A 25,393-nucleotide genomic window follows, 5' to 3' on the forward strand; every position below is an offset into this window, starting at 1 on the left:
TTTTTGTCGGGATAAAAGTGAATCTGAAAATATGCTTCGCGATTCATCTGTCGAACCTTTTGATGTCACTGTTTCAACTCGATATCTAAATATGTTGTGTAGTTTCCAAATTCGCTTTCTTCGTAAATTCTAATAAATGTTACTTCAAAAGAAGGATATGGACCCAGTTCTTTTTCAGCTTGGATTTTCATATCGATCAATTCTTTTTGGGATGTTCCGTAAACAGTTTTACCTAAAGTTATATGAGGGGTAAAATCTTCCGACTCAAAGTATTTTTTTATTGTTTCTTGGGTTGGAGAGATCTCTTGAACTATTTTGTTGTGAAGATTGAAAAGTTCAGGCGAGCGTGCGCTTAGATATAAAATATCGTCTCCAAAAATTTGTGGATCACTAATCCTCAATTTGAAAGAAGAAAAACTGGCACATATCATTTTGACCTGATCAATCCATGCCTTATCCTCGGCCAATCCACCTTGTGCTTTTAAAGTGAGATGCGGTTCGACTCTAGCCGTAAGTTTAGGTGAACTATATTTCTGTTGGAATTCTATGATTTTGTTTTTAAACTCTTCTGGCGGCACAATGCCAATGAAATACTGCAAACAAATCCCCCTAATGAAACTAGTTTTACCAATCCATTTAAGTTGAACTTTAGAAGTATCATGTTCTACTTTATTTACTCTTTTACAGATTCGCGAACTCTGACAGATTTTCGGCTCCGTTCAGGATGTTCCAGTTTCGGACCCAGTTGAAACAGCAAAACGCCGCCGCTGATCAACAGCACGCCGAACATGGACTGCCAAGTAAAAGGCACTTTTTCCAAGCCGAACCAGCCGAGCGTGTCCCACATCAAGCCGAAGAAAATTTGCGATACCATGATGAGGGAAATGGCGCGGCTCGGACCAAGAATTTGGACGCCTTGGGTCACACAGGCGACGACGCCAACTCCGAGAATGCCGCTGAACCAGAACCAGGGCTGTGCCTGGAATCTAAACAGGCCTGTCCCTTCAAAAGCCAGTCCTGCAGCAAGAGATGCCAAAAATCCGAGCAGCAAAACAAGGGCCGTGGTAGACCAGACGCTGACCCGTTTTTTGACGTTGGCATTAAATGTGTTTTGCAGACAGACAAACGCGCCGCCGAGTAATGCCAGTAAGATGCCGATTGCCATATAGTGTGCTCCTATTCGTAAATATTTTGACCCGCCTGAGCGAGCAGGGAGGCTCGGTCAAGAATGGTGATCTTGCCACGCTTCTTGGTGATCCAGCCGGCTTTTTGGAATTGCAGCAGGACCCGGTTCAAATGCCGGTAGCTTGTGCCAATCAAGTCTGCCATATCAACAAGGGAAGTTGCATCAAGCTTCGGCTGCGTCGGTGTCATGGACAGCAGGTAGCTCGCCAAACGAACATCTACCGGATAAAGCAAGTTGAAGTTCATGGCAGATGACTTCATTTCGAATTTCTGCGTAATGATTTTCAGGAGAAACTGGAGCCATGCGGCATTGTCTCCCATCTCTTTTCGCAATACATCATAAGGGATCCGGATGACCCGGGTGTTGGAAACGGCTTCTACCGTGTTAATGAGCGGACAGTGCTGGACGTATTCGATGTCACCTACCAAATCGAATGGGCTTTTAAATGCCAAAATCAGCCGTTTTCCTTCCGGAGACAGCATGGAAATCTTCAGTTTTCCTTCAACCAGCAGGTAAAACGCTTCGGAATCGTCCCCTTGAGACAGCAAACGCTCCCCGCCCGATAAACTTACGATCTGCATAGACTGCTGGATCTGTTTCGGAAATAAATCTGCCAGTTCAAACCGATGAAGATAATCGTTGATGGCTTGATCCATTGTCATCCTCCTTACCACTTCAATACAATAACACCTGCGATCATCAATGCTAATCCGGCAATCTGAGTGCGGCCAATCTTCTGCTTTGTCATGTCGAACCAGCCTTTGCCGTCAATCAGCACGGCGGTGATGAGCTGGGCGATCAGGAATATCCCAATGGTCAACGTAACGCCCATCCGGTGTACGGCGGTCATATTGCTGTAAAGGACCACGGCTGCCAGCATTCCGCCAGACGCATACAGGAGTGGAACTTGCGTTAAGTTTTGGTAGGTTTGATCCCGCAGCAAGAGGACGATCAAGAGCGCCAGTACAAAACCTGTGAATTGTGTCATGGTCGCTGCCTGCCAAGTGCCAATGCTGTCGCTGATTGTCGCGTTGGCGACACTTTGAAACGTCAGGAAAAAACCGCCTGCCAGTGCAAAAAAGATACCTTTCATTCCGTCCACCCGCCTTTCTTTCATTTTAATGTACAGGAACAAAATAGGAGTATAAAAGGACATATGTCCCTTTTGGTTTATTGTATCGGATGCTGGCTAAATCTGCAGGACATAATTAAACTTTGTTAAAAACATAGAAGAGGATAGAGAACTATTTAAGTGTGATTCTGCTGGAGGCAATTTTTCTTTACAAGCAACAACAAACAATAAAAAAATAGCTCTTCACCGAAGGAAGCTAAAATTTATCAGCCCCGATAAATTAATATATGGTAAGCTACTGACATAATATCTTGATGAAATAGAGTGGTTTTGCAACAACAAATACGAAAATCTTCATTTCATGATGATCAAGAGCGGAGCGAATAGCCATGTTGAAAGAACAAAATAGATATTCCAGGCTGGCAGATCTAACGAAAATCATTAATACGAAGCTTGAACTGAACGAGATGCTGAAGCATGTCACCACCGCTATATCCGAAGAAATCGTTCAATGTGATTCTGTCGGGATATACTTGCCGGATGGCACCGGAAACTTTAAGGCGGTGGCAGGGAAACCGGAATCCATCAATGGACATTCCATTCTGTCACAAAAAATCGACCTTGAAACAGATCCATTTGCAAAAGATGTCGTCACTACTAAACAGACCATTTATATTCCGGATACATTCAGGGACAACCGGCCAAACCCAGGGGCAGTCGCTGCATTTAACATTCACTCCCTTCTTGGGCTCCCCATCATTTATGAAGATCACTTATTTGGACTCGTGTTTTTGTTTGATTGCGGCAAACCGATGAATATTTCAGAGGTTCAGATCCAAAGCGTAGAAGCGTATGTCAATATGGCAGCAGTGGCCATCCAAAACGCTAACAACTTAAAGCAGAAAGAACAGCTGATTGCTGAAAAGCAGCTGCTGCTTGATGCCAATCGTGAGCTTTCCAGGTGTTCAACCGTTGAGGAAAGTTTGGATACTTGTTTTTATTATTTAAACAAAGCGGTGGATTGCCAAAACGTTGCGGTTTATTTAAACGATCCGAACGATGCCGACGCTCTTTGCTTTAAGGGAATGAGCAAGGAAGCTGACTGGACAGAGGACGAATGGAAAAGAGCGTTAATTGATATTCAATCAAATCGGGAGCATGGAAATGTTGTCGATGAAGTGATCGTCCAGCAAAAGATCAAATTTATTCCGAGCGAGGAAAGATGCAGGCTGCTGCTCATTCCCTTAATTTCCAAAGGAGACGCTTTTGGCTTTGTCGCCATTGCCTGTTTGATGGAAACGCTGCAGTCTGATGAAAAGTCACAGGTGCACTTGGCACAGTCAATCGTTGATGCAACGGCATTAACGTATTCCAATTTAACGTATATGGACCTCCTGGAGCTTCGTGTGAAAAAACGGACCAGTGAATTGGCCAATGCCAATGAAAAAGTCACCAATGTAATCGACAGCATAACGGACGGTTTTTTCGCCTTGAACAAAGAGTGGGAAGTTATCTATATCAATCGCCATCAGCCGCTGCCACATGGAAAAACGGCGGAAAGTGTCATGGGTGAGACGATTTGGTCCATCTTTCCTGACAAATTCCACGGCATTCTCCATAAAGAGTTGTCTCGAGCCATGTCAGAGCGATTGCCGGTGCATTTCGAGGTATCTTCTGCAGCGGATTCCTATTGGTTCGACGTAGTCGTGTATCCATTTGATGATGGCATTTGCTGCTTATGCAAAAACACCACTGAGAAAAAAATCTATGAAAATGAACTAAAGCGCTTGTCCAATTTGGAACTGATCGGACAGATGGCTGCAGGAATCAGCCACGAAATCCGCAATCCGATGACAACTGTCCGCGGATTTTTGCAACTGTTGACAAGCAATAAAGAATTGCAGCATTTCAATATGTATTTTGACCTTATGATTGATGAGCTGGATCGTGCCAATTCCATCATTTCGGAATTTTTGTCGATGGGCAATACCCGGTCATCAGATTTGGAAATGCTGGATTTGAATGCCATAATTTGTGACATTTCTCCGTTATTAGAGATTGATACCTTCAATCAAAACAAAGTAATCCAGTTTGAAAATAGAAGCATCCCTGAAATGTTCTTGAACCGTGACGAAATCCGCCAATTGCTTATTAACCTTTGCCGAAATGGCTTGGAAGCGATGGAACCGGGAAAAATGCTCTCTATCCGCACCTATATGGAAGACGAGCATACAGTGGTTCTTGAAATTCAAGATCAAGGTGCCGGTATGAGTGAGGAAGTGTTAAGAAAAATCGGCACGCCCTTCTATACGACAAAAGACAATGGCACTGGCCTAGGACTGGGTGTTTCATATGCCATTGCCGCGCGCCACAATGCGAAAATCGAAGTGCAATCAAGCAATGAAGGTACCGTATTTTCAATCAAGTTTCATCTTGAATAATAAGTAAATGGAAGGAGAAAAAGGCAAGGTGCAGTTGCATCTTGTCTTTTTCTCCACAGGACGGACAATTCATTCGTCATTTACAGACAAGAAAGAGAGAGTAACGCTATGGAAATCTGGGACTTATTTGATGATGAAAGAAAGCTGCTTGGTAAGCAGCACATGAGAGGTCAAGCAATGACGCCAGGTGAATACCACATTGTGGTGGAAATCTTCACTTTCAACAGGGATGGCAAATTGCTGGTCACCCAACGTGATGGTGCGAAGACGTATCCGTTGTTATGGGAATGTACAGGCGGCTCGGTTACTGCCAGGGAAACAAGTTTGGTCGGAGCGGTTCGTGAGCTGGAAGAAGAAACCGGGCTTGTTGCGGATCCGAAAGACCTACAGCTTATCGGCAGTTTGAAAAAAGACGTCTACTTTTTGGACAGTTATATGTGGAAGAGCCCGAAGCAATTAGAGCTGACGGATCTTAACCTCCAAGATGGAGAAGTATGCGGAGCCAAATTTGTCACATTGGCTGAATGGGAAGAAATGAATAGTGACCAGCTAGTTGTCCCAAAAGTATGGGAGCGATATAAGCTCTACAACAACTGCATCAGTAAAAAGGCAAAGACACTAAATATTAATTGAATGACTGATGTGATTGACTAATATGAATTGAAATTCTGAAATTTTAGGAGGGGTATGCCGTGAGTATACAAAAACACAATGTGGCTTCAGATTTTTCACCGCCAAAACATATTCTCTCTGCAGCTGCAATCGTCCTTAATGACCAAGGTGAAATTTTGCTGATCAAGGGGCCACGGAGAGGTTGGGAAATGCCTGGCGGTCAGGTTGAGGAAGGAGAATCGCTTAAAGAGGCAGCTATCCGGGAAGCAAAAGAAGAGACAGGTATAGACATTAGAATCGAAAAGTTTTGTGGGGTTTTTCAAAATGTGGAAGGTTCCATCTGCAACACACTTTTCCTGGCAAAACCGGTTGGCGGCATAGAAACCACCTCGGCTGAAAGCTTGGAAGTAGCCTTTTATCCAGTTGCCGAGGCCCTCACTATGGTCACATGTAAAAACTTCAGGGAACGAATCGAGTATTGCCTCGATAGCAGCAGCCATCCGTTTTACATAGAATTTTAGCATCATCCAATTCGGCCAAGAGCGATTGAATCTGCTCCTGGCCTTTTAAGTTTGGTTGGAATAAATTATGTATTGCAAATTGCCAAACGGAATAATGGTATGATTATTGCATCCAGTTGACTCTAGTTGGGAGGCTCCAAATGGATATTTCAACGATTATTACCCAATTGACTAAAGAGAAACTTCTGCCGCCGGCTAATTGGAAATACAAAGCTTTGACCGGAGGAACAATGAGCCAAGTTTTTCTCCTTCACCACGGAAAGGATGCGGCTTATGTCCTGAAATTCAATAAAGCCCACGTAACCAGGCCAGAAGCTGAATTTCTTATCGCCTACCAAAAGGCATCCCTTTTGCCAGAGTTAGTGGCTGTGGATGTTTCCCATCGGTATATAGTCTATACATACATTCCTGGATCCACCGCCACATCCCTTATCGGGGGCAAGGGAGAGCTTCTCCAAACACTCGTTGAACGTTTGATCAACCACTACCAGCCTGTTTCTGTAAATGAATCCTGGGGGTGGCAGGATGCACCAGCTAGTTCATGGAAACAATTTTTAACAGAAGAAGTACAGGCAGCTCAGCAAATTTTAGTTCCATTTTTAAAAAAGAAAAAATTACATATTACTGCACCATTTCCAGTTGAACAACATTGGAACAGGGAACCTTTTCTCATTCATGGGGACTGTGGATTCCATAATTTTATTATGCGTGAAAAGCAACTGGCAGGTGTCATCGACCCCACCCCAATCTTAGGGCTGCCGCATTACGACTTGATCTATGCGTTCTTTTCATCGCCAGCCAGCTTGACGAAAGAAACTTTGGATTTCGCTTTCTCAGGCATGTCCGCGGATCTGCCTGAGAAAAAGCAGCTTTATGAAGAAGTATTGATCGGTTTATACGTGCGGCTCGCGATTTGTGTAAAACACCATCCGGTAGACTTTCCCGCATATGTGAAGGCATGGGATTACTGGAGCCGACTTGCACAGGGCAGGAATTGTTAAACGATGTTCCAAGGTAACTGAGTTTTAGTATGCAAAGGAGTGTGGCAGATTGAAAGAAAAACTGATTTTCTCATTTCTGGTAATCTTGACGACCGGGTTAATGGGATCTTCCTTTGTCGTGGCGAAAATCGGCTTGATCCACGTCTCACCTTTGCTGTTGGCAGGGACGCGGTTTACCATTGCCGGCGGCATCATGATCGTCTTTGTGCTGCTGTTTAAAAGAAAACATCCAAAAACGGCAGTCGAATGGGGAAAAGTAGTGGTGATTGGTGCTGTTCAAACCGCAGGCGTCATGGGTGCCATCTTTTTGAGTTTACGGACCATCACTTCCGGGGAATCTGCCATTTTAACTTTTATGAATCCATTATTGGTTGTGATATTTGGAACATTGGCACTTGGCATGCGCTACCGGCTGATCCAGTGGATAGGGGTCATTATCGGATTTCTAGGTGTTTTCGTCACGATGGGAAGCCAGTTAGGCATCGGAATTGGCACTTTATTTGGCTTTTCAAGCGCAGTTTTTTGGGCAGTAGGAACGCTGTTGATTAAGAGATGGGGAGTTTCCATAGATATGTGGGTATTGACCGCCTACCAGATGCTGTTTGGCGGAATCATTTTACTGGTGGGTTCTGCCTTACTGGAAAATGCCTATTTTGTCGTCAATTCTACATCCCTATCCATTTTGTTATGGCTTACCATTCCTGCTTCAATTGTTCAATTTACAATCTGGTTCCATTTGCTGCAGAAAGGGGATTCTGGAAAAGTGAGTGCTTTTCTCTTTTTGGCTCCTTTTTTCGGCATCGTTTCCGGATGGCTTGTGCTGGGAGAAGAAATCGGGTTGCCTCTGTTGATCGGCGGAAGTTTGATCTTTGCGGGAATTTTCTTAGTGAATTGGCCAGAAAAGCGAATAGCGGTAAAAGTAACGGTTTAAAGCAGAAAGCAAGTAAGAAAGGATGTATTCTATTTTGGTAAAGATTGCTGGAAAAAAGATCGAACTTACAGGAGCAACAGAAGCGCTGCTGGGCGAGCTTTACTACTGGCGCTATGAAGATCCACAGCAGGAAGCGAAAAAATGGAACGGTCCTTATATTCCTGAAGCTTGGCTGAATAGAGAGCAACACCGAAACAAGTGGCTGGAAGAGCAAGAGATTGCCAAAGGCGTTCCGGCATCGCTCGTCATCATAGCCGACGGCAAAGCGATCGGCTATGTAGGAGGTTATTGGGTGGACCCGCATACAAACTGGCTGGAAACGGGTGAAGTCATTTACGACACCGATTACTGGAACGGCGGGTATGGTTCTGAGGCCTATCGTTTATGGATAAACTTCTTGTTTACATACACCGATTTGCACCGGCTGGGCATGTCGACTTGGTCGGGCAATGAGCGCATGATGAAAGTCGCTGAAAGACTGGGGATGAAGGAAGAAGCACGCATCCGTAAGGCACGCATTGTAGATGGGAAACATTTTGATGCCATTAAAATGGGGGTGCTGCGCGAGGAATGGACAGCGCGGAACCAAACATAAAAAGGAAATGCACAGCCTATTGGCCAGTGCATTTCCTTTTTATGTATTCTAATCTCATCAAACTGCATAATACGCAAAGACGGACAGCAAAATGGATGTGATAGTCATCGCAGCCAGCGGCAGCATGGCGCGTTCCCGCAAATCGCGCAGGCTGACCGTCAAACCGAGCCCGACCATTGCCGCCGTCAACAGCCAAGTCGTCGCTGTCGACACAAACTCACGCAGCGCTTCCGGGAAAGGAACAGAATGTCCAAAGACGTAGCTTCCCAGAACACTCAAGAGGATGAACCCGAGAAGAAACCAAGGGAATTGGATCGAAGCGTCTGTTTTCTCCTCTTTGTTTTTGCGTTTCATCAGGAATATAAAGATAAAGCAAAGAGGGACGAGCAGAAAGACGCGGCCCAATTTTCCTAGAAGCGCAATGGCCAAGCCGTCTTCTCCAGCAGGTGCTCCGGCCAAAGCCACATGGGCGATTTCATGAAGGCTGATGCCGACCCACATGCCGTATTCAATGTCATCAAGCGGCAAGAATGGACGAAGAATGGTATAGGAAATGGCAAAGACCGTGCCCATAAGCGCAATGATGCCGACGCTGATTGCCGTATCTTCGTCTTTTGCTTTGATGATCGGGGCGATTGCCGCAATGGCCGCCGCTCCGCAAACGCCTGTACCGACGCCGAGCAGCAGCGAAATGGTCTTATCTGCCTTAAAGCGTTTCGCCAGCCATACGGTAAGTAGAATCGCGAAAGCGATGACGACCATATCCCGCAGCAATAAACCCAGCCCATCGCTAAAGACCGTATCAATGTTCAATTTTAATCCATAAAGAATGATGGCAACACGTAACAAGCGTTTTGAAGAAAAGGTGATCCCGGAACGGATGGCATTTGGGTAGCCGAAAATCTGCCGATAGAAAACAGCGATGATAATGGCACAAGCCAGTTGGCCGACCTGATCAAAGCCGGGCACCTGAGCCAATCCATAACCGAGAAATGCAATCAGGAATGTAAACAGGACGCCGCCAATCCAGGCAGTTTTTGGTGTCAAAGGATTAGAGTTGGGTTGGAAAGAGTTTGTGTTGTTTGCAGTCATGGTGAAACCTCCTGCAAGTAAGTATAGAAAAAGGCTATACATTAGTAAAATAATTATTTAATATAGTGATAATAAGTATTCTGCTATATGAGAGTGGGGATCAGGATGGATCAGCGGTTGGAAGTGTTTCTCAAAGTCATTGAAAAGAAGAATTTCTCCAAAGCAGCGGAAGAGCTGCACATGACGCAGCCTGCTGTCAGCCAGTATATCCGGTCATTGGAAGACAGCACGGGCGTCAAATTGCTGGAGCGAACCAATAAATACGTGCGGCTGAACAAAGCAGGGGAAATCGTCTATCACCACGCCATTGAAATCAAAGAGCTTTACGCTAAAATGAACCACCTTCTTGACGACTTGACCAACAAAGCAAGCGGGTCAATTGCCATCGGTGCGAGCTACACATTTGGCGAATACTTGCTGCCGCGGATAATCGCAGAGGCCAAACAACAGTATCCAGACATTAAGCCGACCGTCACCATCGGCAACACGACAACGATTGCTGGACTCGTGCTCAGCCATCAGCTGGATGTCGGCATAGTAGAAGGCCACTTCAAAGGAGTGCAGGAATTGAAGACCGAACCGTTCGCGGAAGATCGAATGGTTATTGTGGCATCAGCCGATCATCCGTTGGCAGGCCGCGAAGAGCCGATAACAATGAAAGAATTGATCGAAGAAACTTGGATCTTGCGAGAGCTTGGCTCCGGCACAAGGGAAGCATCCGAAAACGTCTTCAAGCAATTTTCAATCGCTCCCCAGTCCATCATGCATTTCAGCAGTACCCAGCCAATCAAAGCCATGGTTGAAGCGGGTATGGGCATCAGCCTCTTATCAGAATGGGCGGTTCAAAAAGAACTGCGCTATGGAGACATAAAAGTACTGGATGTGAAAGAGTTGCCTTATACTCGCAATTTTTCCATCGTCACCCGTTCGCCATTCCAGACAAAGGCGCTTTCCGCATTTTTGGAATTGTTGAAGAGTCATAAGGAACTCACTGATTTTAAGATTCAATAAATGAAAAAACGATTCTGCAATATTATGCAGGATCGTTTTTATATTGCGAGTATTAATTTATAGAATTGACTTGCTGCGAGTTTACCAGGAGATAAGTCGTCAATTCCAAGCCGTCCAGATCTTCATGGTGCATATTGACCGCCGAAATTTGGCTGTTTTCATAAGTAGTGTAATAATAAATCCCTTTATCCATATTGCAGCAGGAAGAGTAAATCGTGAATTCGAATTTCCCTTCTTCTACTTCACATGCGCCTCTTTGCTGTTCTACTGACTTTAACAAGTGAAAAAATTGGCCGATGCTTTCAAATTCGGAATCGCCTGATACGGAATTCAATTTCGTAAAAGCCGCTTTGACAAATCGGGAAGCGGAGGATAAATCCCCTGGAAGCCCCAGTCCGCCCATGCCGCGGCTGTAAACAGTCAACTCGACTTGTTGGGAAAAATTATTATCCGAAACTGTTGGGGAAATATGGCGGTAATTATTTAAATTGAACAATTGATAGTCAAAAGGCGGGTTGTTTGTCAAAACGCCAACAGGGTTGTCATACACTTTTAAGCCTTCTTTTACAGATTCCACCACGATTGACTGGGATTGATCGGCGATCATCCAATGCAAAGGAGACAGAGGCAATTGCTCACTGAAATTAACATTCACAAGATTGATTTTTGATAACAGTTTTTTGGCTTCAATGACTGTTTCACATTGTCCAAGAATCCATGGGATAAATTCAAAAGGAGAGATGTTATCTTTGCCATCCACTTCAGGGAAAAAATAAGCATTTTCAGGGAAATTCAATCCTGCCATACTTAATCCCTTTTCATTCGTTGCATCAAAATACAGTGGGTAGTTATCTACGACAGCTGCCATGCCAATCAAAGCATAATGATTGGGCAAACTAGCGGCCTTTCGGAATTCAAAAGGGAAGTTTCTGGGAGTAAAGGTGACTGCTTCTCCATAAGACAACTCCAAATCCAGATTGCGTCCGAAATAATGGTCTTTAGTCGAATAAGTAAGCGATGTGCACATAGCTTTAGACTCCTATCAGATATTAGTATTTTGTTAGACTATGACAACGGCACTGACAAAGCATCTCGAGTAGTGTATTACTTGTAGTATAGCTTAAAGAACATGATAGCTGGCAAATTTTTAAAGGATTAAGCTGGCCTGAAGATTAGTTTCATTTAAAATAATTTTTCATCTAACTTGCAATGAACAGCGTCACAGAAATGGAAAAACCATCTCTGTGACGCTGTTCTACAATTTAACTATTTATTGCTACTCTGCTAGGAACATCTCTTCTAAAGAGGGCTCATTGACTTCTACCCGGAAGATGTTCACATGGCAGTTTGTGAAAGCACGAATGATTTCGGCAATCTTTAGTTCACTTCCAACAGTAATGGTGGTGAATGCCGGTGTTTTCTGAAGTTCTGTACCGGCAGTTTCCAGCCAGGCATACAGTTTTTGAGCTTCGCCGGCTGGAATTGGATCATGCTTCAGCTGAACGGTGATTGCGGATCGGTAATAGGAGCGCAGTTCATCCATTGTACCGCTTTTGATGATGCCCCCGTCCTTCATGATGGCAATGGTGGAGCATATCTTTTCGACCTCATCAAGGTTGTGGGACGTCATGAAAACAGTCTTTCCTTGCTGCTGCAATGAAACGATCAGCTTATGTATGTGCAAGGCGGATTCGGCATCCAGCCCGGAAGTGGGTTCATCCAGAAAAATCAGGCTTGGATCATGAATGATGGCTTGTGCAATCCCTAATTTCTTCTTCATGCCAAACGAAAACTTGCTGACTTTTTTCTTGCCTGCTTCTTCTAACCCAACAAGCTTTAATACATGTTGGCATTCTGCCACAGAAACGGATCTGCCAGACAGGGAAGAAAGAAACTTCAAATGTTTCATAGCTGACATCGAATTAAAAAGTGTGGAATAATCAGGCATTACGCCGATATGTTTTTTAATGCGTTCACTCGGTCCATCTACACCGAGCAGAGAAAAGCTGCCGCTCGTCGGAAGCGTAATGCCCGTCAGCATATTGATGAAAGTGGACTTTCCTGCGCCATTGCGGCCGAGAAATCCAAAAATTTCCCCTTCCTCCACAATAAGATTGATACCGTCAACCACAGGGGTAGAACCGTAAGTTTTATTTAAAAATCTGGTTTCAATCGCTTTCATCAAAATTCCCTCCTATTAAAAATCGTTGCTGCAGCTGCCAGCATCAATCCGGCAAGGCAAAAAATAATCAGAAACAAGTAATTGTCTTCCACAAGGTAGTAATAAGGGCTGGCGAACTTAAGCCAGCTTATCCAAGTGTTATCTGTCAGTGCAATCCATGCTCCAAGAATTGGCGCAAGCAACCCAATCAGGATGCCCAAAAACATGGTGATCGATGGTTTGGGAACCACAACAGACATTAATATTGCCAAAGAGATTTGGAATGTCGACAAAGCGATCACTTGTGAAAAAATAAAAAAATCAAATTTAAGCGAAAATATGGAAATCAACAAAAACGAAACAAGAATGGAGGCAAACCAGAAGAACCAGGCGCCGGCAAATTTGCCAAACAAAATGCGAAGCCGGGAAGTGCGTGTTACGAGAAAACGCATCGTACGTTCATGGCTTTCTTTGTTGATGCTGTCATGTGACAGGCCCATCACAAACAGCTGACCGAAGAACATCAGGACGAACAGAAGTCCGACAGTATGGATATTTGCCATTTCTTTTTCTGTCAGCGCAATGGCCGTAGCCAAAATTTCCGAGTATTTTGCTGAATAATAAGAAGTAATGAGCAATATTGCAATGATGATAATGGATTTAATGCTTTTGAACATACTGATAAATTCTCTTTTTCCAATCGCGATCATGGTGAATTCCCTCCAACTTTCTTTTCGATGTCCTCTATGTGAGGCATGTTTTTATTATAGAACTTTTTCCTTAAGTGGAATGAACCGTTACCTTAATTTTTCCTTAATTCTCCTTTTTTTACATAAGAGAATGATATTATAGTTTACAGGAAACTATTTGAAAGGGCGGGTCAAGATGATAGAACCGCAATTATTGATTGTTGAAGATGAGCAAACAATTTTATTCATGCTGGTTACAATTTTAAAAAGAGAGAGTTTTCTTCATATTGATAAAGCAGGATCAGCAGAAGAGGCTTTGACTTTATGCAGGACGAAATCGTATGATCTGATTTTGCTTGATATTACGCTGCCCGGACAGAGCGGCCTTGAAGTCTGTCCGCTTATTAGAGAAATTTCAGATGCATCTATTTTTTTCCTGACAGCACGGTCGACGGATTTGGACAAGCTTTCTGGTTTTGCCGTTGGCGCGGATGATTACATCACCAAACCGTTCAATCCGCTTGAAGTTGCAGCCCGCATTAAAGCCCACCTGAGACGGCGCTTTGGAAACGAACCGAAAACCGAAGCGAATTTGTTTGAATATGGTCCGCTCTCAGTCAATACGAAGGCAGGACAAGTGAAACTTCACGGACAGCCTATTGAACTTCCTGCTCAAGTATATCAATTGCTGCTGTTTTTCTGCAGGCACCCCAATCAATTGTTCAGCAAGAGCCAGCTTTACGAAAAGGTATGGGGCGAAGAATTTTTTGGAGAAGACAACACGGTGATGGTTCACATCCGTAAGTTGCGAGAGAAAATCGAAGCTAGTCCAAGCAGCCCGAAGTTTATTGTCACAGTCAGGGGACTGGGCTATAAGTTCATTCCGGAAGGAGGCGGCCATGAATCTGCATAAGCGTTTTATGGTGCAGTTTTTCATCCAGCTATTCTTGCTGTCGCTGATTTTTCTGGTGTTGATGTTGACCGTATGGGCAGTGATTGGCTTCGCCATTTCAGAAGACGAGATTCAAACCGATCTGACCGAAGCGGATGCCAGCTATTTCACCAATCGAATTGAGGAAGATAGAAATCAGTATTCCCTTAAAAAAGAACTGGAGGAATTAGCCGAGAGCCAAAACGGCTGGCTGGTCCTATTGGATGCAGGCGGAGCAGTGGTTGATTCTTTCAACCCGCCTGAGGTACTGCCAACGCAATTTACCGTTGGAGATTTTACGGATCGGTTATGGGGAAACATCGAAGATAACCAGCAGTTCCATTATTGGGAAATTGAATTTCTGGACGAGGATTCACTTTTTTTATTGTATGGCAAGAGAAACTTGGCTGAAGACTTTGTAATGTCTGTTGCGCCAGCCATCGACTGGCAACAGGCAAAGTTGAACTTAACACCCGAAAACAAAGAGCAGATGGCAGAAGAGCAAGCGTGGATGCAGCTCCTTAGTACTGAAGGTAAGGTTTTGGACAGTTTTGGAGAAGTTGGAAAGAACAGACAATATAGCCTCCAACTGCTGGGCGATTTGAAAAATGAAAATCAGTCGCTTGCATCTTTGACAAATCCGGAAACAGGATTAACAGTAATCTCAGGACTCCAAAACGTACCATCGACAGCTTGGGAGAAAACATTCTCAAATCGAAATCTCTTTCTGTTTTTTTTAATATCGCTAATCCTATTAGCTGCTGGAACATTTTGGTATGCCCGGAAATTCGGCTTGCCGCTCCTTGTGCTGATGCAGTGGATCCAAAACTTAGGAGAAGGCCATTACGAACAACCAAAAAATGAGAATAACGGCTCTTTGATTACCAATAAAAAAGGTAAGGTCAAGAGAAAATTCCAACTTTATAAAGACTTGGTCGCTACGCTGGAACAATTGACCACAACATTGAAACTTCATCAGCACCAGCAGAAAACACTGGAACGTACACGCGAGGATTGGATTAGCGGACTATCGCACGATTTGAAAACACCGCTGTCGTCAATTTCAGGCTATGCCCAGATGCTCGAGTCATCCAGTTACGATTGGTCAGCACAAGAAACCCGAGAATTTGCTTCCATCATGAACAAGAAATCCTCTTATATGATGGAGTTGCTGGAAGAGTTGACTTTAACGTTTCGGTTAAAAAATCAAGCGCTGCCTTTGGCCAAAGAGCATGCAGACATCAATGAATTTATCCGTCGTATTGTCATTCAGTTTATCAATGATCCGTCGAACACAGAAATGAAGTTTTCATTTGTGCCGGCTCCGCAAAGCATTCACGCCCATATTGACCCGATATGGTTTCAGCGCATCATTGAAAACTTAATTTCGAATGCAGTAAAATACAATTCAGCAGGAACGGAAATCAAAATTTCTGTCTCAGCTATTGAACAGCATTTGTTTGTAGTGGTTATTGAAGATGACGGTATAGGAATGGAAACGGATGTACTGGATAAACTTTTCGATCGCTATTACCGCGGCACAAATACCCATACCACGCCGACAGGAACAGGACTTGGACTGGCAATTACTAAACAGCTGATCCAGCTTCATGACGGGTCGATTCATGTAGAAAGTACGCCTGAAAAAGGCACTTCGGTGAGAATTATAGTTCCGGTTTAAAGAAACGGCGTATTTAAAAATAGTTCGTAAACGTGCATGCTAGTTAGTGAACATTTGTAAAGTGTTTTAACACGTTTGCGAACGTTCTTTGTTTTGGTTTCGTGGTGTTAATAGAGTGTTCGTAAACGTGTACTTTTACGAACGGTTATTTTGGATATTTAGAAACATCGAGCTAGAAGTTATTAAAGTATTTCTATGTTCTTTGAATCAAAGCAACCCACTATTTACTAAATTTTTTTGACTTCCTTTTTGCTTTTTAATCTATGGAAAGATATTGATTTTCAAAAAAGAAATTTTAATGAAAGAATACAACTAAACTTTGTGACAAGATGGTGAAGCAGGAAATTATAGTACCCCAAGAGAATTAAGTAGATACTGAACTTACTAAACAAAATGAAGTTGGTGAATTATGGAACTAAAAGGTAAAGTTAAAAAGTTTATTGATAACCAGTACAAAACTCCAAAGGGCTTAGTCGGTACTTATATCGGCGAGAAGATGGTATGGCAACATAAACCTGAAACACTTTGGACAATTGAATTGTTAAACCTACAACCAGGGGAAAGTGTATTGGAACTCGGATGTGGTTCTGGTTACGCAATGAAACTTATTTTAGAAAAAAATGTGGTTAAAGAAGTAGTAGGTTTGGATCTTTCTCCTGCAGTTATTCGGTCAGCTGCGATTAGAAACAAAAAAGCACTAAAACATAAAAAAGCGAAATTGATGCAAGGAGATCTGAAAAGTTTGCCTTGTGAAGACGAACATTTTGAAAAAGTATTTAGCATTCATACCATATATTTTTGGGATGAATTATCTGCCGCAATAACAGAAATATTTAGAGTCTTAAAACCTGGGGGTGATTGCACAATTACGTTCTGTAATGGCAAGAACGAGGAAAAGTGGGAAGGGATAAATAGTATGATAGACGATCAGTTGATTCCGCTTATGAAGGGCAAGGGTTTTTCTGATGTAGCATTAGTAAAAGGTCCTGATTCAAGGGAATTTCATACGGTAGCAGTTTCTGTTAAAAAGAAGCTCTAACCCAGATATCAGCTTATTCACTAATAGCATCAGAGGGGATTATGCTTTCTTGGAGCAATTAACATTTCCAATTAGTTAAATATCAGCACTTATCAGCAATATTCCTGATGAAATGAATGCGCCTCCCAACAATTCAGATAGCAAAGAAAAACTGGAGGCATGAAGGGAAGAAGTCGATGAATGACTGTTGTATGGGGAAGTGAAATTAGCTTCCATCGATCCGAATCATAAGGTGGAACACGGCGGATTTGGCTGGCTTAATGCGAAAGAATGGCACAAACTGGTTGACATGCATTTCCGGCATCATTTGCGCCAAAAAGAAGAATTGGAAAGTTATTTGAAGGAGGGTATTTAGTAAAATGATTGTGCAGCCAATTTTTATTGAAAACTGATATTATGGGCTTTGACTTTAGCCAACTGTTAAAAAAGTTTGAGAATAGTGGAAAGCAAAATATAAAACAAGGGAGGTTTTCAGATGAAGTACTTGTGCTTGGGTTGCTTCAATAAGGAGAAGATGGATGTGCTGCCTAAGGAAAAATTTGATGCTATCATGCAAGAGTGCCGAGTTCATCTCAAGGAATTAGACAAAAGTGGTCATGTGCTGGTAGATACTGGCGTTGCACAAGAAGTGAAAAGCTTGCGACGGGTTGATGGACAGTTACAAGTTGACAATGGCCGCTTCACACAGATGGAAAAGATGATCGGCAGTGCGTTCATATTACAAGCTCGGGACATTGAGGAAGCAATCCAAGTGGCTTCTTTGCATCCGACCGTTCAAGTCGGTTATGGAGAACAGCTGGGGTGGGAAATTGAAATCCGCGCAATCGACTCCTTCGACATGAAAGAATAAAGGGATTGCAGCTGCAATCCATTTATTCATCTTCACTATCTTCGGAGTCTGTTTTACTTTAAATCAAAAATGCCTTTTCCCGTTTCAAAATCTATCGGCAAAGAGGAATGTTCGTGCACAATCACCCATGTGCCCTTTGCTTTTTTCAGTCCATAGGTAAACCGGTTGGTCATCTGCTGAAGCTGCATGCCCGATTCTTCTTGGATTCCGGTAAATGTAACTGCACAATGTACAAATGCTAAGGTTGAGGTCTCTTCAATGACAACATCGTTAAAAGCAACTTCAAGGAGAACGCTTCCTTCACGCAAGCCATTGAACCAATCGGATACAGTCGCCTTCCATAAAGGAATTCCTTTGCTTTCCCAGCTCCCCCAACAGTCATAAATGTGGATTTCAGAAGCATACAGGGACAATAATTTCTCGACATCTTTTTCATAAATTGCGGTTCTGTAAGTTTCAAGAACATCGTGTACTTTAGAAAAATTTTGCACCACTAATGTATTCCCCTTTCCTGCCTTCGAAACAAAAGTATACGTCTCAGCTCTTTAAGTTCTCTAGTCTAAATTCGAGGTCTGTCACGTTTTTCCTTCTTCAAAGATGCCGATTTATCTCTTTAATATAGGGAGCGCTGAACAGGTGGCAACTTTCTAAACAGAAGGTGAAGTATTTTATTAAGATTTCTTTAAAGAAGTGGGATTTCTTAAACTTACAGAAATAAAGCGTTGGATGTTTAATAAGTTAATATATGAGGGATTATCTGAAGTAAAATAAACAGCTGGATTAATTAAAAGAATCTATTGCGAAGAGTGACTATTTTTTTAATCAAGTTCCATTGTAGAAAGAATCTTAAGGGAACTATTGCTTACTGAATATAGATACATTGTATATAAATAGCACTCTGAGGAGTTGATTCACATGCCGCAAATCAAGCAGAAAGTTAGTCGCCGAGAGGCTAAACTTCAGAATTGGGGTAACAGTAAAGCAGTTCGACTTACAAGAGATATCCTTGAGGAAGCCGGATTCAAAGCAACTGATGATGCTGTATTTGATGTAGAGATTGAACCAAATCGAATTTCGTTAGTTCGAAAAAGCAAGTTAACTCCGTTTCAAAAGTTATTTGTTGGTTATAATGGTGAAAAACCTGAGCCTGAAACACTTTGGGATGAAGTAGAACCAGTCGGAAAAGAAGATTGGTAAGCGGTTAATAGGATCAAAAATCGTTTGCCTGTACTAATCCTTAATGGAAAAGTACAGGCACTATTTAATTGAAGGAGTAATGATGACAAGATTTTTTAAAGTTGGGGATATTATAAAGGTCGATATGTCCCCGGCGAAAGGGCACGAACAGCAAGGTTATCGTTCCGCCATCGTAGTTTCAGAAGAAAATGTACATAAAAAGACCGACTTAATTTGGGTCTTGCCAATCAACAATACGAATAAAGGGTATCCAACTCATGTACCGGTAAATGGAAGAACCAAGAATAACAAGAACAGCGCAGCAAACAATCAGACAACTGGGTATGTATTGTGTGAAAAGATAAAGGCAATTGATCCATTGGCCAGAGCTGCAAGATTAACAGACAAGGCCGATCAAGAGTTGATTGAAGAATGCAAGGCTATTATCGATGCCATTACTTTTATAGGGTAAAGAAAGTAAGACCAATCATCATGATTGGTCTTTTTGAGTACTGAAATTCATTTTTTGTTTGTGAAATGAAAGTGTTCTTTTACGAAAGGATGGGACTGTATCCAATTTTTTCTACTGGCTTACATGAAATAGTATTTAGGTCACTGGTTTATACTATTACTATCAGTACTTCCATTATGGGTTAAAGAAGTTTAAAAAAGGGGAACAAGAGGATGTCCAATCACAAAGATGAAGAAAAATTGACAGGTGGAAATGTTTCGAATGTATATCGCTTGGGAAACACTGTACGTCGAGATTTAAAGCCGGAAAGTTATAGAATTCATGGGCTCTTGAAGCATTTAGAAAATAAAGGCTATCCTCATGCACCCCGATTTTTAGGAATAGATAAAGACAGAAGAGAAATACTAACATATGTGGAAGGGGAAGCTGGCAATTACCCAATTAAGGAATACATGTGGTCGAACAATGCTCTAAAAGAAATAGCGAAAATGCTTCGTCTTTACCACGATGCTGTAAGCGATTTTTCATTTGATGAAACCTGGCAATCGTTAGATAATGCGCCAACAAATCATGAAGTGTTATGCCATAATGATTTTGCTATATACAACATTATTTTTAAAGATAAGAATCCAGTAGCTATTATTGATTTCGATAATGTTGGTCCCGGCCCTAGACTTTGGGACATAGCTTATACACTTTACACGTGTGTTCCATTAAGTAGATATAATTTAACAAAAACTGCTGAGGAAATAGTTTATTATGATTCTGTTCAAGATGCAGATCGTATAAAACAGCGGGTTAAGTTATTTTTTGATGCTTACGGCGAGGCAGTAGAAGAAAATTATTTGGAAATGGTCGTGCTGCGACTAGAAGGTTTATGCAAAACAATAGTAAGAAAAGCAAGTGAAGGGGATTTGGCTTTTCAAAAAATGATTGATGGAGGCCACGTTGAACATTATCAAAACGAAGTAAAATTTATTCTGGAACATGGTCATGAATGGACTTAGGGAAGATTGTGAAGGCTCTTTCTTATTTTACATATCAAGAGTTATCGGAAGGGAAGGAGCATAATAGCTTCTTTCCAATTCTGTTTTCTGTATGAGTGTACTTTTACGAACGCTTTATTTTCTTAATTTACAGAATCAGAGCTTCTCAAATACCGAGTTCTGGTGACAGTTTGCTTCGAACATATCAGAAATCCAGAATTTAGGAGAACCTTTGATCACAAAAAACATCTTCTATCAATATGGTATAAAGGAGGTAAAAAAATGGGTTTTTGGTATTTCTTGATTTTGCTCGTGGGGTTGGTTTTCTTATTTATAGGATTATTTAAGAAAAAGCATTATTCGTCTGTAAGAAAACTTAATTTAGTAGTAACAGGACTAATCTGCACATCATTTGCGCTCTTCATGTTTTCACCAGGAAGTGCAGAAGTGGTTGCCGATTTGCTTAATTTAAACTAGCGAGTTACTCAATTTAAAAAAATAGTAACATGAGTCTACATATCAAGAATTATAGGCAGTTATATAAAAAGAAGATGCTGGTTATTAGCATCTTCTTTCTCTGCTTCAATTGATAACCTATTAATCGGCCATCAATTGATTTAATTTAAATAACGCTTCCGTGACCTCTTTTCGAAGTTGTTGCTCGGAAATTTCAAATGTAGTTTCTTGTCCTGGAAGACATTTGTACCAGTAGCAGTCTGCAGCTTCAAAGACCGCATTCAAAATCTTAAATTGAGCTTCCGTCATTCGGTCATCCCACTCAATAAATTTTTTCATGTACACTGTTTGAAATTCTTCGGCCGATAGTTCACCAGTAAGAAACTTCACCATGAGGTCTTCATGTTTGGCTTCTAACATTTTTCTCCCTTTCTATAACCGTTTTTATGTCAAGTAGAACTGTATAGAGCGTGAATACAGAATCTACGAAAATGTTATTATTTATAATATGTAATCAGCACGTTGTCAATTACGAAAGCCTGCGATCAAAAAATATTAAGGAGTGTTGTCATGACGAAATTTAGCCCACCTGCAATAAACAACAAGAATAGTAAATATAAAGTCGAAGATATTCTAGTGTTACATGAGTTAAATAAAAGACCTACTTTTGTAAATGCTCCTTTAAAAACCTTTACTGGTCATTCACACTCGATATACTCGTTTGAATCAAGAAATATATTTCTTGATTTTGTTCAAGTGGTTTCAAATTTAAAAGAAAATGAATTGATAAGAGCGAATCTACCTAGAGAAATATTAAAGCATTTAACAATTGTAGAACTGAAAGTTATCCTTAAGGCAATATCTAAACCAGTTCATCGTACAAAAGCTGTATTAATTAAAAGAATAGAGACACATGCAAGTGATGAAGATATTAGTAATAATACCGATAAGAGTTGTTTTGTTCTTACAGAACTCGGTCTAGAGGTGCTGGAAAAATATAAGAATGTCGTTTGGATACATAAAAATAAAGAGTATATTTTTATGTATCCAATTAACTCCGAGAGTAAGTTTGATGAATATTATTTTATGAATCATTGGGATTTAGATGCGCCAAATACAATAATTGATTATTATGAATCAGATAATAGTGGAATAGTAGCACGTATATATCAGATAGAAAACAATTTAGAAAAATCATTTCTTTATGGGCTTAGGACATTAACAGAGGAAATTAATTTGCAATTAGAAAAATGTAAAGAAGTTGGTTGGTTTAACACAAGTGCTGGATTAGGCGAATTTCAGGCTATGTCCCTTAAACCAATCTTCAAGAGCTTAAATATTAGTGATGATAATTTAGATGAAATTTTAAAATATATCTACGACTTTGCAATAAAAGATCCTTCATTGGTAACCTTTACCAACTTTCATGAAATTATTATTGCTCTAATGACTAATCCTGATGATGAACTATATAGAGAATTACTTGGAAACTTATATCAAAGTAATAGAGAAAAATTTGGTCATGAACATTATCAAGAAGATATAAATAACTATCATCAGAAAGGTTTTGATGATATAGAAGAGAAAGAAGAGACCTTAATGGACATACTAGATTTATTTTTTATTGATGAAAATAGAAAGTTAGAAATGGTGTTTGAGCTGATAGATCTTCTAGATTTAGAAGTAATAAAGGAAATGAAAGTGAAAATTGACAATAGACTTACGAATTAAATATTATCTAAAACTAGAAGGTTAGAAGTTTTTATTTTCTTTGGTCCTTTTATATTTCTAGCAATTTTTTACCGAAAAAGAAGATCCAGGATTGATTGGACTCTTATAACGTGGAGAAAAAGAAAAGGAGGCGAATGTTCGGTGTTGACTCCAAGTGAAGTAAGCGCGAAATTACAGATCCAGCCCTCCACGTTACGAAAATATTCGGCCTTGCTGGAACAGGAAGGCATTCAATTCAAAAGAACCCATAAAAATGTCCTTCTTTAAACGGATAGCGAGTACATAGCGATTAAAAGCATCATAGCAACATTGCATAGCGGTAAGAAATCGCTTGAAGATGCCGTCATAGAAGCATTTAGGGAAATAAAAAAGGGCGTCTCTATAGCGCCACGCGAGCGCGGTAGCGACGACATAGCAGCTGCTAAGCTAGATGAAGTAAAACAGCTGAAAATACAGTTACAGCAACAAGAAGAGAACCAAATAGAACGAGATCTCATGTTTGTAGAAGTTCTGGAAAAAATGCAGAAGAAGATTGATCGGATGGAAGAACAACAAAAACAATTACTTGCACAGTACTAGAAGAATCCGAGTTAGATGCGTCAGAACCGTCCTCACAGGAGGAAAAAAGCGAACCGGAGCCGATAACACCTAAGGAGGATCCCCGAAGTTTGTGGGCAAGGATTTGGAACAAATAAAGGTACTAATCTTGGGGAAGTGAATGTAACTTATGTGAAGTTAAGTTACATTCAACAAATTATTTAGTTCAAACAAGAAGGGAGATTTATATGAAAAACAGAATCTTGTTCGCGGTTATCTTATTTTTTGTCTTAGGATCAGCTGCGATTAGTGGTGCTGATTCAATTAGCCAAACAGCTAAATCAATATTCTTTGGCATCGGCATGCTTACTTTAGGCGTGATTGGAATTGTTAGCCTGTATAATTTTTTCAAAGAAGAGAGAAAAAAAGAGAGTATGTAATTCATATTAAAATTTAAATTCGTATTAATTTTCATTTCGAATCTGAATGTAACTTATTGTGAATTTAGTTACATTCAAATTCAACATTAAAAAGAGAAATCTCAGCGAATTTCATCGTAGGATTTCTCTTCTCGTATTATGTATGAAACCTCTCTATTCGGTTTCTTTTGTTAGTTTACCTACAATATAGAGAATTCCCATAGAGACAATAGCTACACCTATTGTGAGAGGGATGAGAGAAAATTTTTCATATAGAAAAGGACTTAAAACAACTAATAAAATCAGGAAAAAAAAGCCGGTTATCTGCTGATTTTTTAGTTTCTTTCCACTCTTTTTTTGCATTGGAGTCTCTCCTTGTAAAGTAGTTAATCAGTGTTAAAAAAGTTCCCTTTATATTGAGTAATTACCCTACTAAATATAAAGATAACTAAATAAAAAAGAGCAGATATATGGCCAAGCAGTTCTAATTACATTCAGTTTGTTGCTGCCGCCTTTAAAAGTGTTTTTCATTTTTTTAGAGGGAAAGGAATTGTTATAGGCAAGTAAGCCTGTTTCATTCGCTAGCCGAGAAAAATTTTAGGGGTGGAAGATCAATGATTACTTTTTTAAAAGTTTTAAGTGTAATTCTCATGTTTTTACCTGCCATTCTGATCTATACAGAGACGACGAGCATATTGATTGCTGTACTTCCATTTGTTGTGGGGGCGTTACTTTACACTTATACCCTGAGCAAAAAGCGTACTCAGAATCATCAAAATTAAATTACATAGGAAGCACTAAAATCAGCTTATCTTAAGTTGATTTTTTATTGAATCTGAATGTAACTTATTAGCAATTAAGTTACATTCAGATTCAATGTTTATAACCCTATGATTTTCAGTTTATAAGCCAAGTATTGCTATGAAAATTAATGTGAACACGAAACTTGCAACGATGGACATTACCCAATGAGTCTTGTTCGTTATTCTTAAAAGTTTATTCACGATAAAATTAATGATTAAAATAGCTAAAAAGACGACAACGAACGTTACTAGAAAATAAATGAACAATTGGTTTCTCCACCTTTCATACATACGCTAAAGAAATAATAATGCACTTTGTTATACCTATTTATTTCCAGTAAGGTTTCGTTTTTTCTAAAAAAGAACTTCATATGGATTTTTCTATTCAAACTGCCAATAAAGTAAGGTCAATTTATTTAGTGATTTTCACTTAATGGAAACTTTTGTAAACCTTTGTCGTTGTTATTAGTATCAATGACAGGGGTTTTCGTGGCTCCTAAAAACTAATGAGAAACCTAATTTTCTGGAAGGGAGGAAAAGAAAGTGGATGTTTTTGAGCCATTATATATTTTCGGATTTTTGCTCATATTAGGGCTGATCTATGTACCTGTTTTTCTTTATACGCTCTTTAAATTAAATTAAACATAATCGGCCTTATTTTCATTGTTATATCCATAGGGAGTTATTTATTGCTTGGAACTTATATGGTTGGCGTTGGGTATTATTCGGATGAACCATCAACGAATTTGATATTCGGGATCGGTTTCCTCGAATTGACGCTTTTGTCTTATCCTTATATTTTTATTGCTTTATCCGTTTTGCTTGGGAAAAAAGGAGAACGTTTTTAATGCAGCTAGCAGTTACTTGAAGGAAATTTTTAATGCTTTTGAATGTAACATAACTACAATTAAGTTACATTCAAAACCCTTGTTCTAAAGAAATTAAAAGCACCACAAGAGAAAGTGAATTTTCTAGAAAAAAATGATACATTCAAAAGGCT

At 40.6% G+C, this 25,393-nt stretch carries 31 protein-coding genes; 20 read left to right on the plus strand and 11 right to left on the minus strand.

Going from position 1 to position 25,393, the window contains the following annotated elements; translation table 11 throughout:
• Positions 1-65: 65 nt before the first annotated feature.
• The 4 genes from QOZ98_RS14680 to QOZ98_RS14695 form a co-directional block, all read right to left on the minus strand.
• Positions 66-599 (minus strand): 2'-5' RNA ligase family protein, encoded by a 534-nt coding sequence (locus QOZ98_RS14680; protein WP_308788127.1) that lies wholly within the window; start codon positions 597-599, stop codon positions 66-68.
• Between the two features lie 74 nt (positions 600-673).
• Complete coding sequence (locus QOZ98_RS14685) at positions 674-1,165, minus strand: DMT family transporter (protein ID WP_308788128.1); 492 nt, start codon at positions 1,163-1,165, stop codon at positions 674-676.
• Between the two features lie 11 nt (positions 1,166-1,176).
• Positions 1,177-1,842 carry a Crp/Fnr family transcriptional regulator gene (locus QOZ98_RS14690; RefSeq protein WP_308788129.1) on the minus strand — a complete coding sequence of 222 codons (666 nt, stop codon included), beginning with the start codon at positions 1,840-1,842 and terminating at the stop codon, positions 1,177-1,179.
• Between the two features lie 11 nt (positions 1,843-1,853).
• Positions 1,854-2,279 (minus strand): DMT family transporter, encoded by a 426-nt coding sequence (locus QOZ98_RS14695; RefSeq protein WP_308788130.1) that lies wholly within the window; start codon positions 2,277-2,279, stop codon positions 1,854-1,856.
• A gap of 368 nt (positions 2,280-2,647) precedes the next feature.
• Between QOZ98_RS14695 and QOZ98_RS14700 the strand changes: the two genes are divergently transcribed.
• The 6 genes from QOZ98_RS14700 to QOZ98_RS14725 all read left to right on the plus strand — a co-directional run bounded on the left by QOZ98_RS14700 (position 2,648) and on the right by QOZ98_RS14725 (position 8,359).
• Positions 2,648-4,699, plus strand: a complete 2,052-nt coding sequence (locus QOZ98_RS14700) for a GAF domain-containing sensor histidine kinase (RefSeq protein ID WP_308788131.1) — start codon at positions 2,648-2,650, stop codon at positions 4,697-4,699.
• A gap of 108 nt (positions 4,700-4,807) precedes the next feature.
• Positions 4,808-5,332: an NUDIX hydrolase gene (locus QOZ98_RS14705; protein WP_308788132.1), complete on the plus strand. Its 525-nt coding sequence runs from the start codon at positions 4,808-4,810 to the stop codon at positions 5,330-5,332.
• A gap of 59 nt (positions 5,333-5,391) precedes the next feature.
• The gene (locus tag QOZ98_RS14710; RefSeq protein ID WP_308788133.1) at positions 5,392-5,832 is read left to right on the plus strand and encodes an NUDIX hydrolase; all 441 of its coding nucleotides are present in this window, start codon (positions 5,392-5,394) and stop codon (positions 5,830-5,832) included.
• A gap of 140 nt (positions 5,833-5,972) precedes the next feature.
• Positions 5,973-6,833, plus strand: coding sequence for a phosphotransferase (locus tag QOZ98_RS14715; protein ID WP_308788134.1), 861 nt, complete (start codon positions 5,973-5,975; stop codon positions 6,831-6,833).
• Between the two features lie 49 nt (positions 6,834-6,882).
• Positions 6,883-7,764, plus strand: coding sequence for a DMT family transporter (locus QOZ98_RS14720; protein WP_308788135.1), 882 nt, complete (start codon positions 6,883-6,885; stop codon positions 7,762-7,764).
• A 34-nt stretch (positions 7,765-7,798) separates the two neighbouring features.
• Positions 7,799-8,359, plus strand: a complete 561-nt coding sequence (locus QOZ98_RS14725) for a GNAT family N-acetyltransferase (protein ID WP_308788136.1) — start codon at positions 7,799-7,801, stop codon at positions 8,357-8,359.
• Between the two features lie 57 nt (positions 8,360-8,416).
• Here QOZ98_RS14725 and QOZ98_RS14730 read toward each other — a convergent pair whose 3' ends face one another.
• On the minus strand, positions 8,417-9,451 hold the full coding sequence (locus tag QOZ98_RS14730) for a YeiH family protein (protein WP_308788137.1): 1,035 nt from the start codon (positions 9,449-9,451) through the stop codon (positions 8,417-8,419).
• Positions 9,452-9,556: 105 nt separating this feature from the next.
• Between QOZ98_RS14730 and QOZ98_RS14735 the strand changes: the two genes are divergently transcribed.
• A complete protein-coding gene (locus QOZ98_RS14735) occupies positions 9,557-10,462 on the plus strand; it encodes a LysR family transcriptional regulator (protein ID WP_308788138.1) in 906 nt (301 codons plus the stop codon).
• A 52-nt stretch (positions 10,463-10,514) separates the two neighbouring features.
• Here the strand turns inward: QOZ98_RS14735 and bsh are convergent, their stop codons facing one another.
• From bsh to QOZ98_RS14750, 3 genes are all read right to left on the minus strand, one after another.
• Positions 10,515-11,489, minus strand: a complete 975-nt coding sequence (bsh, locus tag QOZ98_RS14740) for a choloylglycine hydrolase (protein WP_308788139.1) — start codon at positions 11,487-11,489, stop codon at positions 10,515-10,517.
• 249 nt (positions 11,490-11,738) lie between these two features.
• A complete protein-coding gene (locus QOZ98_RS14745) occupies positions 11,739-12,644 on the minus strand; it encodes an ABC transporter ATP-binding protein (protein ID WP_308788140.1) in 906 nt (301 codons plus the stop codon).
• A complete protein-coding gene (locus QOZ98_RS14750; protein WP_142827976.1) occupies positions 12,644-13,333 on the minus strand; it encodes an ABC transporter permease in 690 nt (229 codons plus the stop codon). The genes QOZ98_RS14745 and QOZ98_RS14750 overlap by 1 nt, the downstream gene beginning before the upstream one ends.
• A 175-nt stretch (positions 13,334-13,508) precedes the next feature.
• On the opposite strand from QOZ98_RS14750, the gene QOZ98_RS14755 reads away from it, so the two are divergent.
• From QOZ98_RS14755 to QOZ98_RS14775, 5 genes are all read left to right on the plus strand, one after another.
• Complete coding sequence (locus QOZ98_RS14755) at positions 13,509-14,225, plus strand: response regulator transcription factor (RefSeq protein ID WP_308788141.1); 717 nt, start codon at positions 13,509-13,511, stop codon at positions 14,223-14,225.
• The gene (locus tag QOZ98_RS14760; protein WP_308788142.1) at positions 14,212-15,924 is read left to right on the plus strand and encodes a sensor histidine kinase; all 1,713 of its coding nucleotides are present in this window, start codon (positions 14,212-14,214) and stop codon (positions 15,922-15,924) included. Before QOZ98_RS14755 ends, QOZ98_RS14760 begins: the two co-directional genes overlap by 14 nt.
• A gap of 409 nt (positions 15,925-16,333) precedes the next feature.
• On the plus strand, positions 16,334-16,963 hold the full coding sequence (locus QOZ98_RS14765; protein ID WP_308788143.1) for a class I SAM-dependent methyltransferase: 630 nt from the start codon (positions 16,334-16,336) through the stop codon (positions 16,961-16,963).
• 199 nt (positions 16,964-17,162) lie between these two features.
• A complete protein-coding gene (locus QOZ98_RS14770; RefSeq protein ID WP_185960044.1) occupies positions 17,163-17,318 on the plus strand; it encodes a hypothetical protein in 156 nt (51 codons plus the stop codon).
• Positions 17,319-17,438: 120 nt separating this feature from the next.
• On the plus strand, positions 17,439-17,813 hold the full coding sequence (locus QOZ98_RS14775; RefSeq protein WP_308788144.1) for a YciI family protein: 375 nt from the start codon (positions 17,439-17,441) through the stop codon (positions 17,811-17,813).
• Positions 17,814-17,866: 53 nt separating this feature from the next.
• Here QOZ98_RS14775 and QOZ98_RS14780 read toward each other — a convergent pair whose 3' ends face one another.
• A complete protein-coding gene (locus QOZ98_RS14780) occupies positions 17,867-18,307 on the minus strand; it encodes a YybH family protein (RefSeq protein WP_308788145.1) in 441 nt (146 codons plus the stop codon).
• 421 nt (positions 18,308-18,728) lie between these two features.
• Here QOZ98_RS14780 and QOZ98_RS14785 point away from each other — a divergent pair, with 421 nt between their 5' ends.
• The 4 genes from QOZ98_RS14785 (at position 18,729) to QOZ98_RS14800 (ending at position 20,924) form a co-directional block, all read left to right on the plus strand.
• Entirely contained in the window at positions 18,729-19,010 is a 282-nt protein-coding gene (locus QOZ98_RS14785; protein ID WP_308788146.1) for an AbrB/MazE/SpoVT family DNA-binding domain-containing protein, read from the plus strand.
• Between the two features lie 79 nt (positions 19,011-19,089).
• Entirely contained in the window at positions 19,090-19,461 is a 372-nt protein-coding gene (locus QOZ98_RS14790; RefSeq protein ID WP_308788147.1) for a type II toxin-antitoxin system PemK/MazF family toxin, read from the plus strand.
• Between the two features lie 212 nt (positions 19,462-19,673).
• Positions 19,674-20,468 (plus strand): aminoglycoside phosphotransferase family protein, encoded by a 795-nt coding sequence (locus QOZ98_RS14795; protein WP_308788148.1) that lies wholly within the window; start codon positions 19,674-19,676, stop codon positions 20,466-20,468.
• A gap of 261 nt (positions 20,469-20,729) precedes the next feature.
• Positions 20,730-20,924: a hypothetical protein gene (locus QOZ98_RS14800; RefSeq protein WP_308788149.1), complete on the plus strand. Its 195-nt coding sequence runs from the start codon at positions 20,730-20,732 to the stop codon at positions 20,922-20,924.
• Positions 20,925-21,044: 120 nt separating this feature from the next.
• On the opposite strand, the gene QOZ98_RS14805 is transcribed toward QOZ98_RS14800, so the two are convergent.
• Positions 21,045-21,323, minus strand: coding sequence for a colicin immunity domain-containing protein (locus QOZ98_RS14805; RefSeq protein WP_308788150.1), 279 nt, complete (start codon positions 21,321-21,323; stop codon positions 21,045-21,047).
• 150 nt (positions 21,324-21,473) lie between these two features.
• On the opposite strand from QOZ98_RS14805, the gene QOZ98_RS14810 reads away from it, so the two are divergent.
• The 3 genes from QOZ98_RS14810 to QOZ98_RS14820 all read left to right on the plus strand — a co-directional run bounded on the left by QOZ98_RS14810 (position 21,474) and on the right by QOZ98_RS14820 (position 23,611).
• Positions 21,474-22,634 carry an SAP domain-containing protein gene (locus tag QOZ98_RS14810; protein ID WP_308788151.1) on the plus strand — a complete coding sequence of 387 codons (1,161 nt, stop codon included), beginning with the start codon at positions 21,474-21,476 and terminating at the stop codon, positions 22,632-22,634.
• 309 nt (positions 22,635-22,943) lie between these two features.
• Positions 22,944-23,213 (plus strand): hypothetical protein, encoded by a 270-nt coding sequence (locus QOZ98_RS14815; RefSeq protein ID WP_308788152.1) that lies wholly within the window; start codon positions 22,944-22,946, stop codon positions 23,211-23,213.
• 206 nt (positions 23,214-23,419) lie between these two features.
• A complete protein-coding gene (locus QOZ98_RS14820) occupies positions 23,420-23,611 on the plus strand; it encodes a hypothetical protein (protein ID WP_308788153.1) in 192 nt (63 codons plus the stop codon).
• Between the two features lie 153 nt (positions 23,612-23,764).
• Here QOZ98_RS14820 and QOZ98_RS14825 read toward each other — a convergent pair whose 3' ends face one another.
• Positions 23,765-23,953 carry a hypothetical protein gene (locus QOZ98_RS14825; RefSeq protein WP_308788154.1) on the minus strand — a complete coding sequence of 63 codons (189 nt, stop codon included), beginning with the start codon at positions 23,951-23,953 and terminating at the stop codon, positions 23,765-23,767.
• A gap of 1,129 nt (positions 23,954-25,082) precedes the next feature.
• On the opposite strand from QOZ98_RS14825, the gene QOZ98_RS14830 reads away from it, so the two are divergent.
• Positions 25,083-25,241: a hypothetical protein gene (locus tag QOZ98_RS14830; protein ID WP_308788155.1), complete on the plus strand. Its 159-nt coding sequence runs from the start codon at positions 25,083-25,085 to the stop codon at positions 25,239-25,241.
• Positions 25,242-25,393: the final 152 nt, after the last annotated feature.

The sequence above is a fragment of the Planomicrobium stackebrandtii genome (assembly GCF_030814955.1).
Lineage (GTDB): Bacteria > Bacillota > Bacilli > Bacillales_A > Planococcaceae > Planococcus > Planococcus stackebrandtii.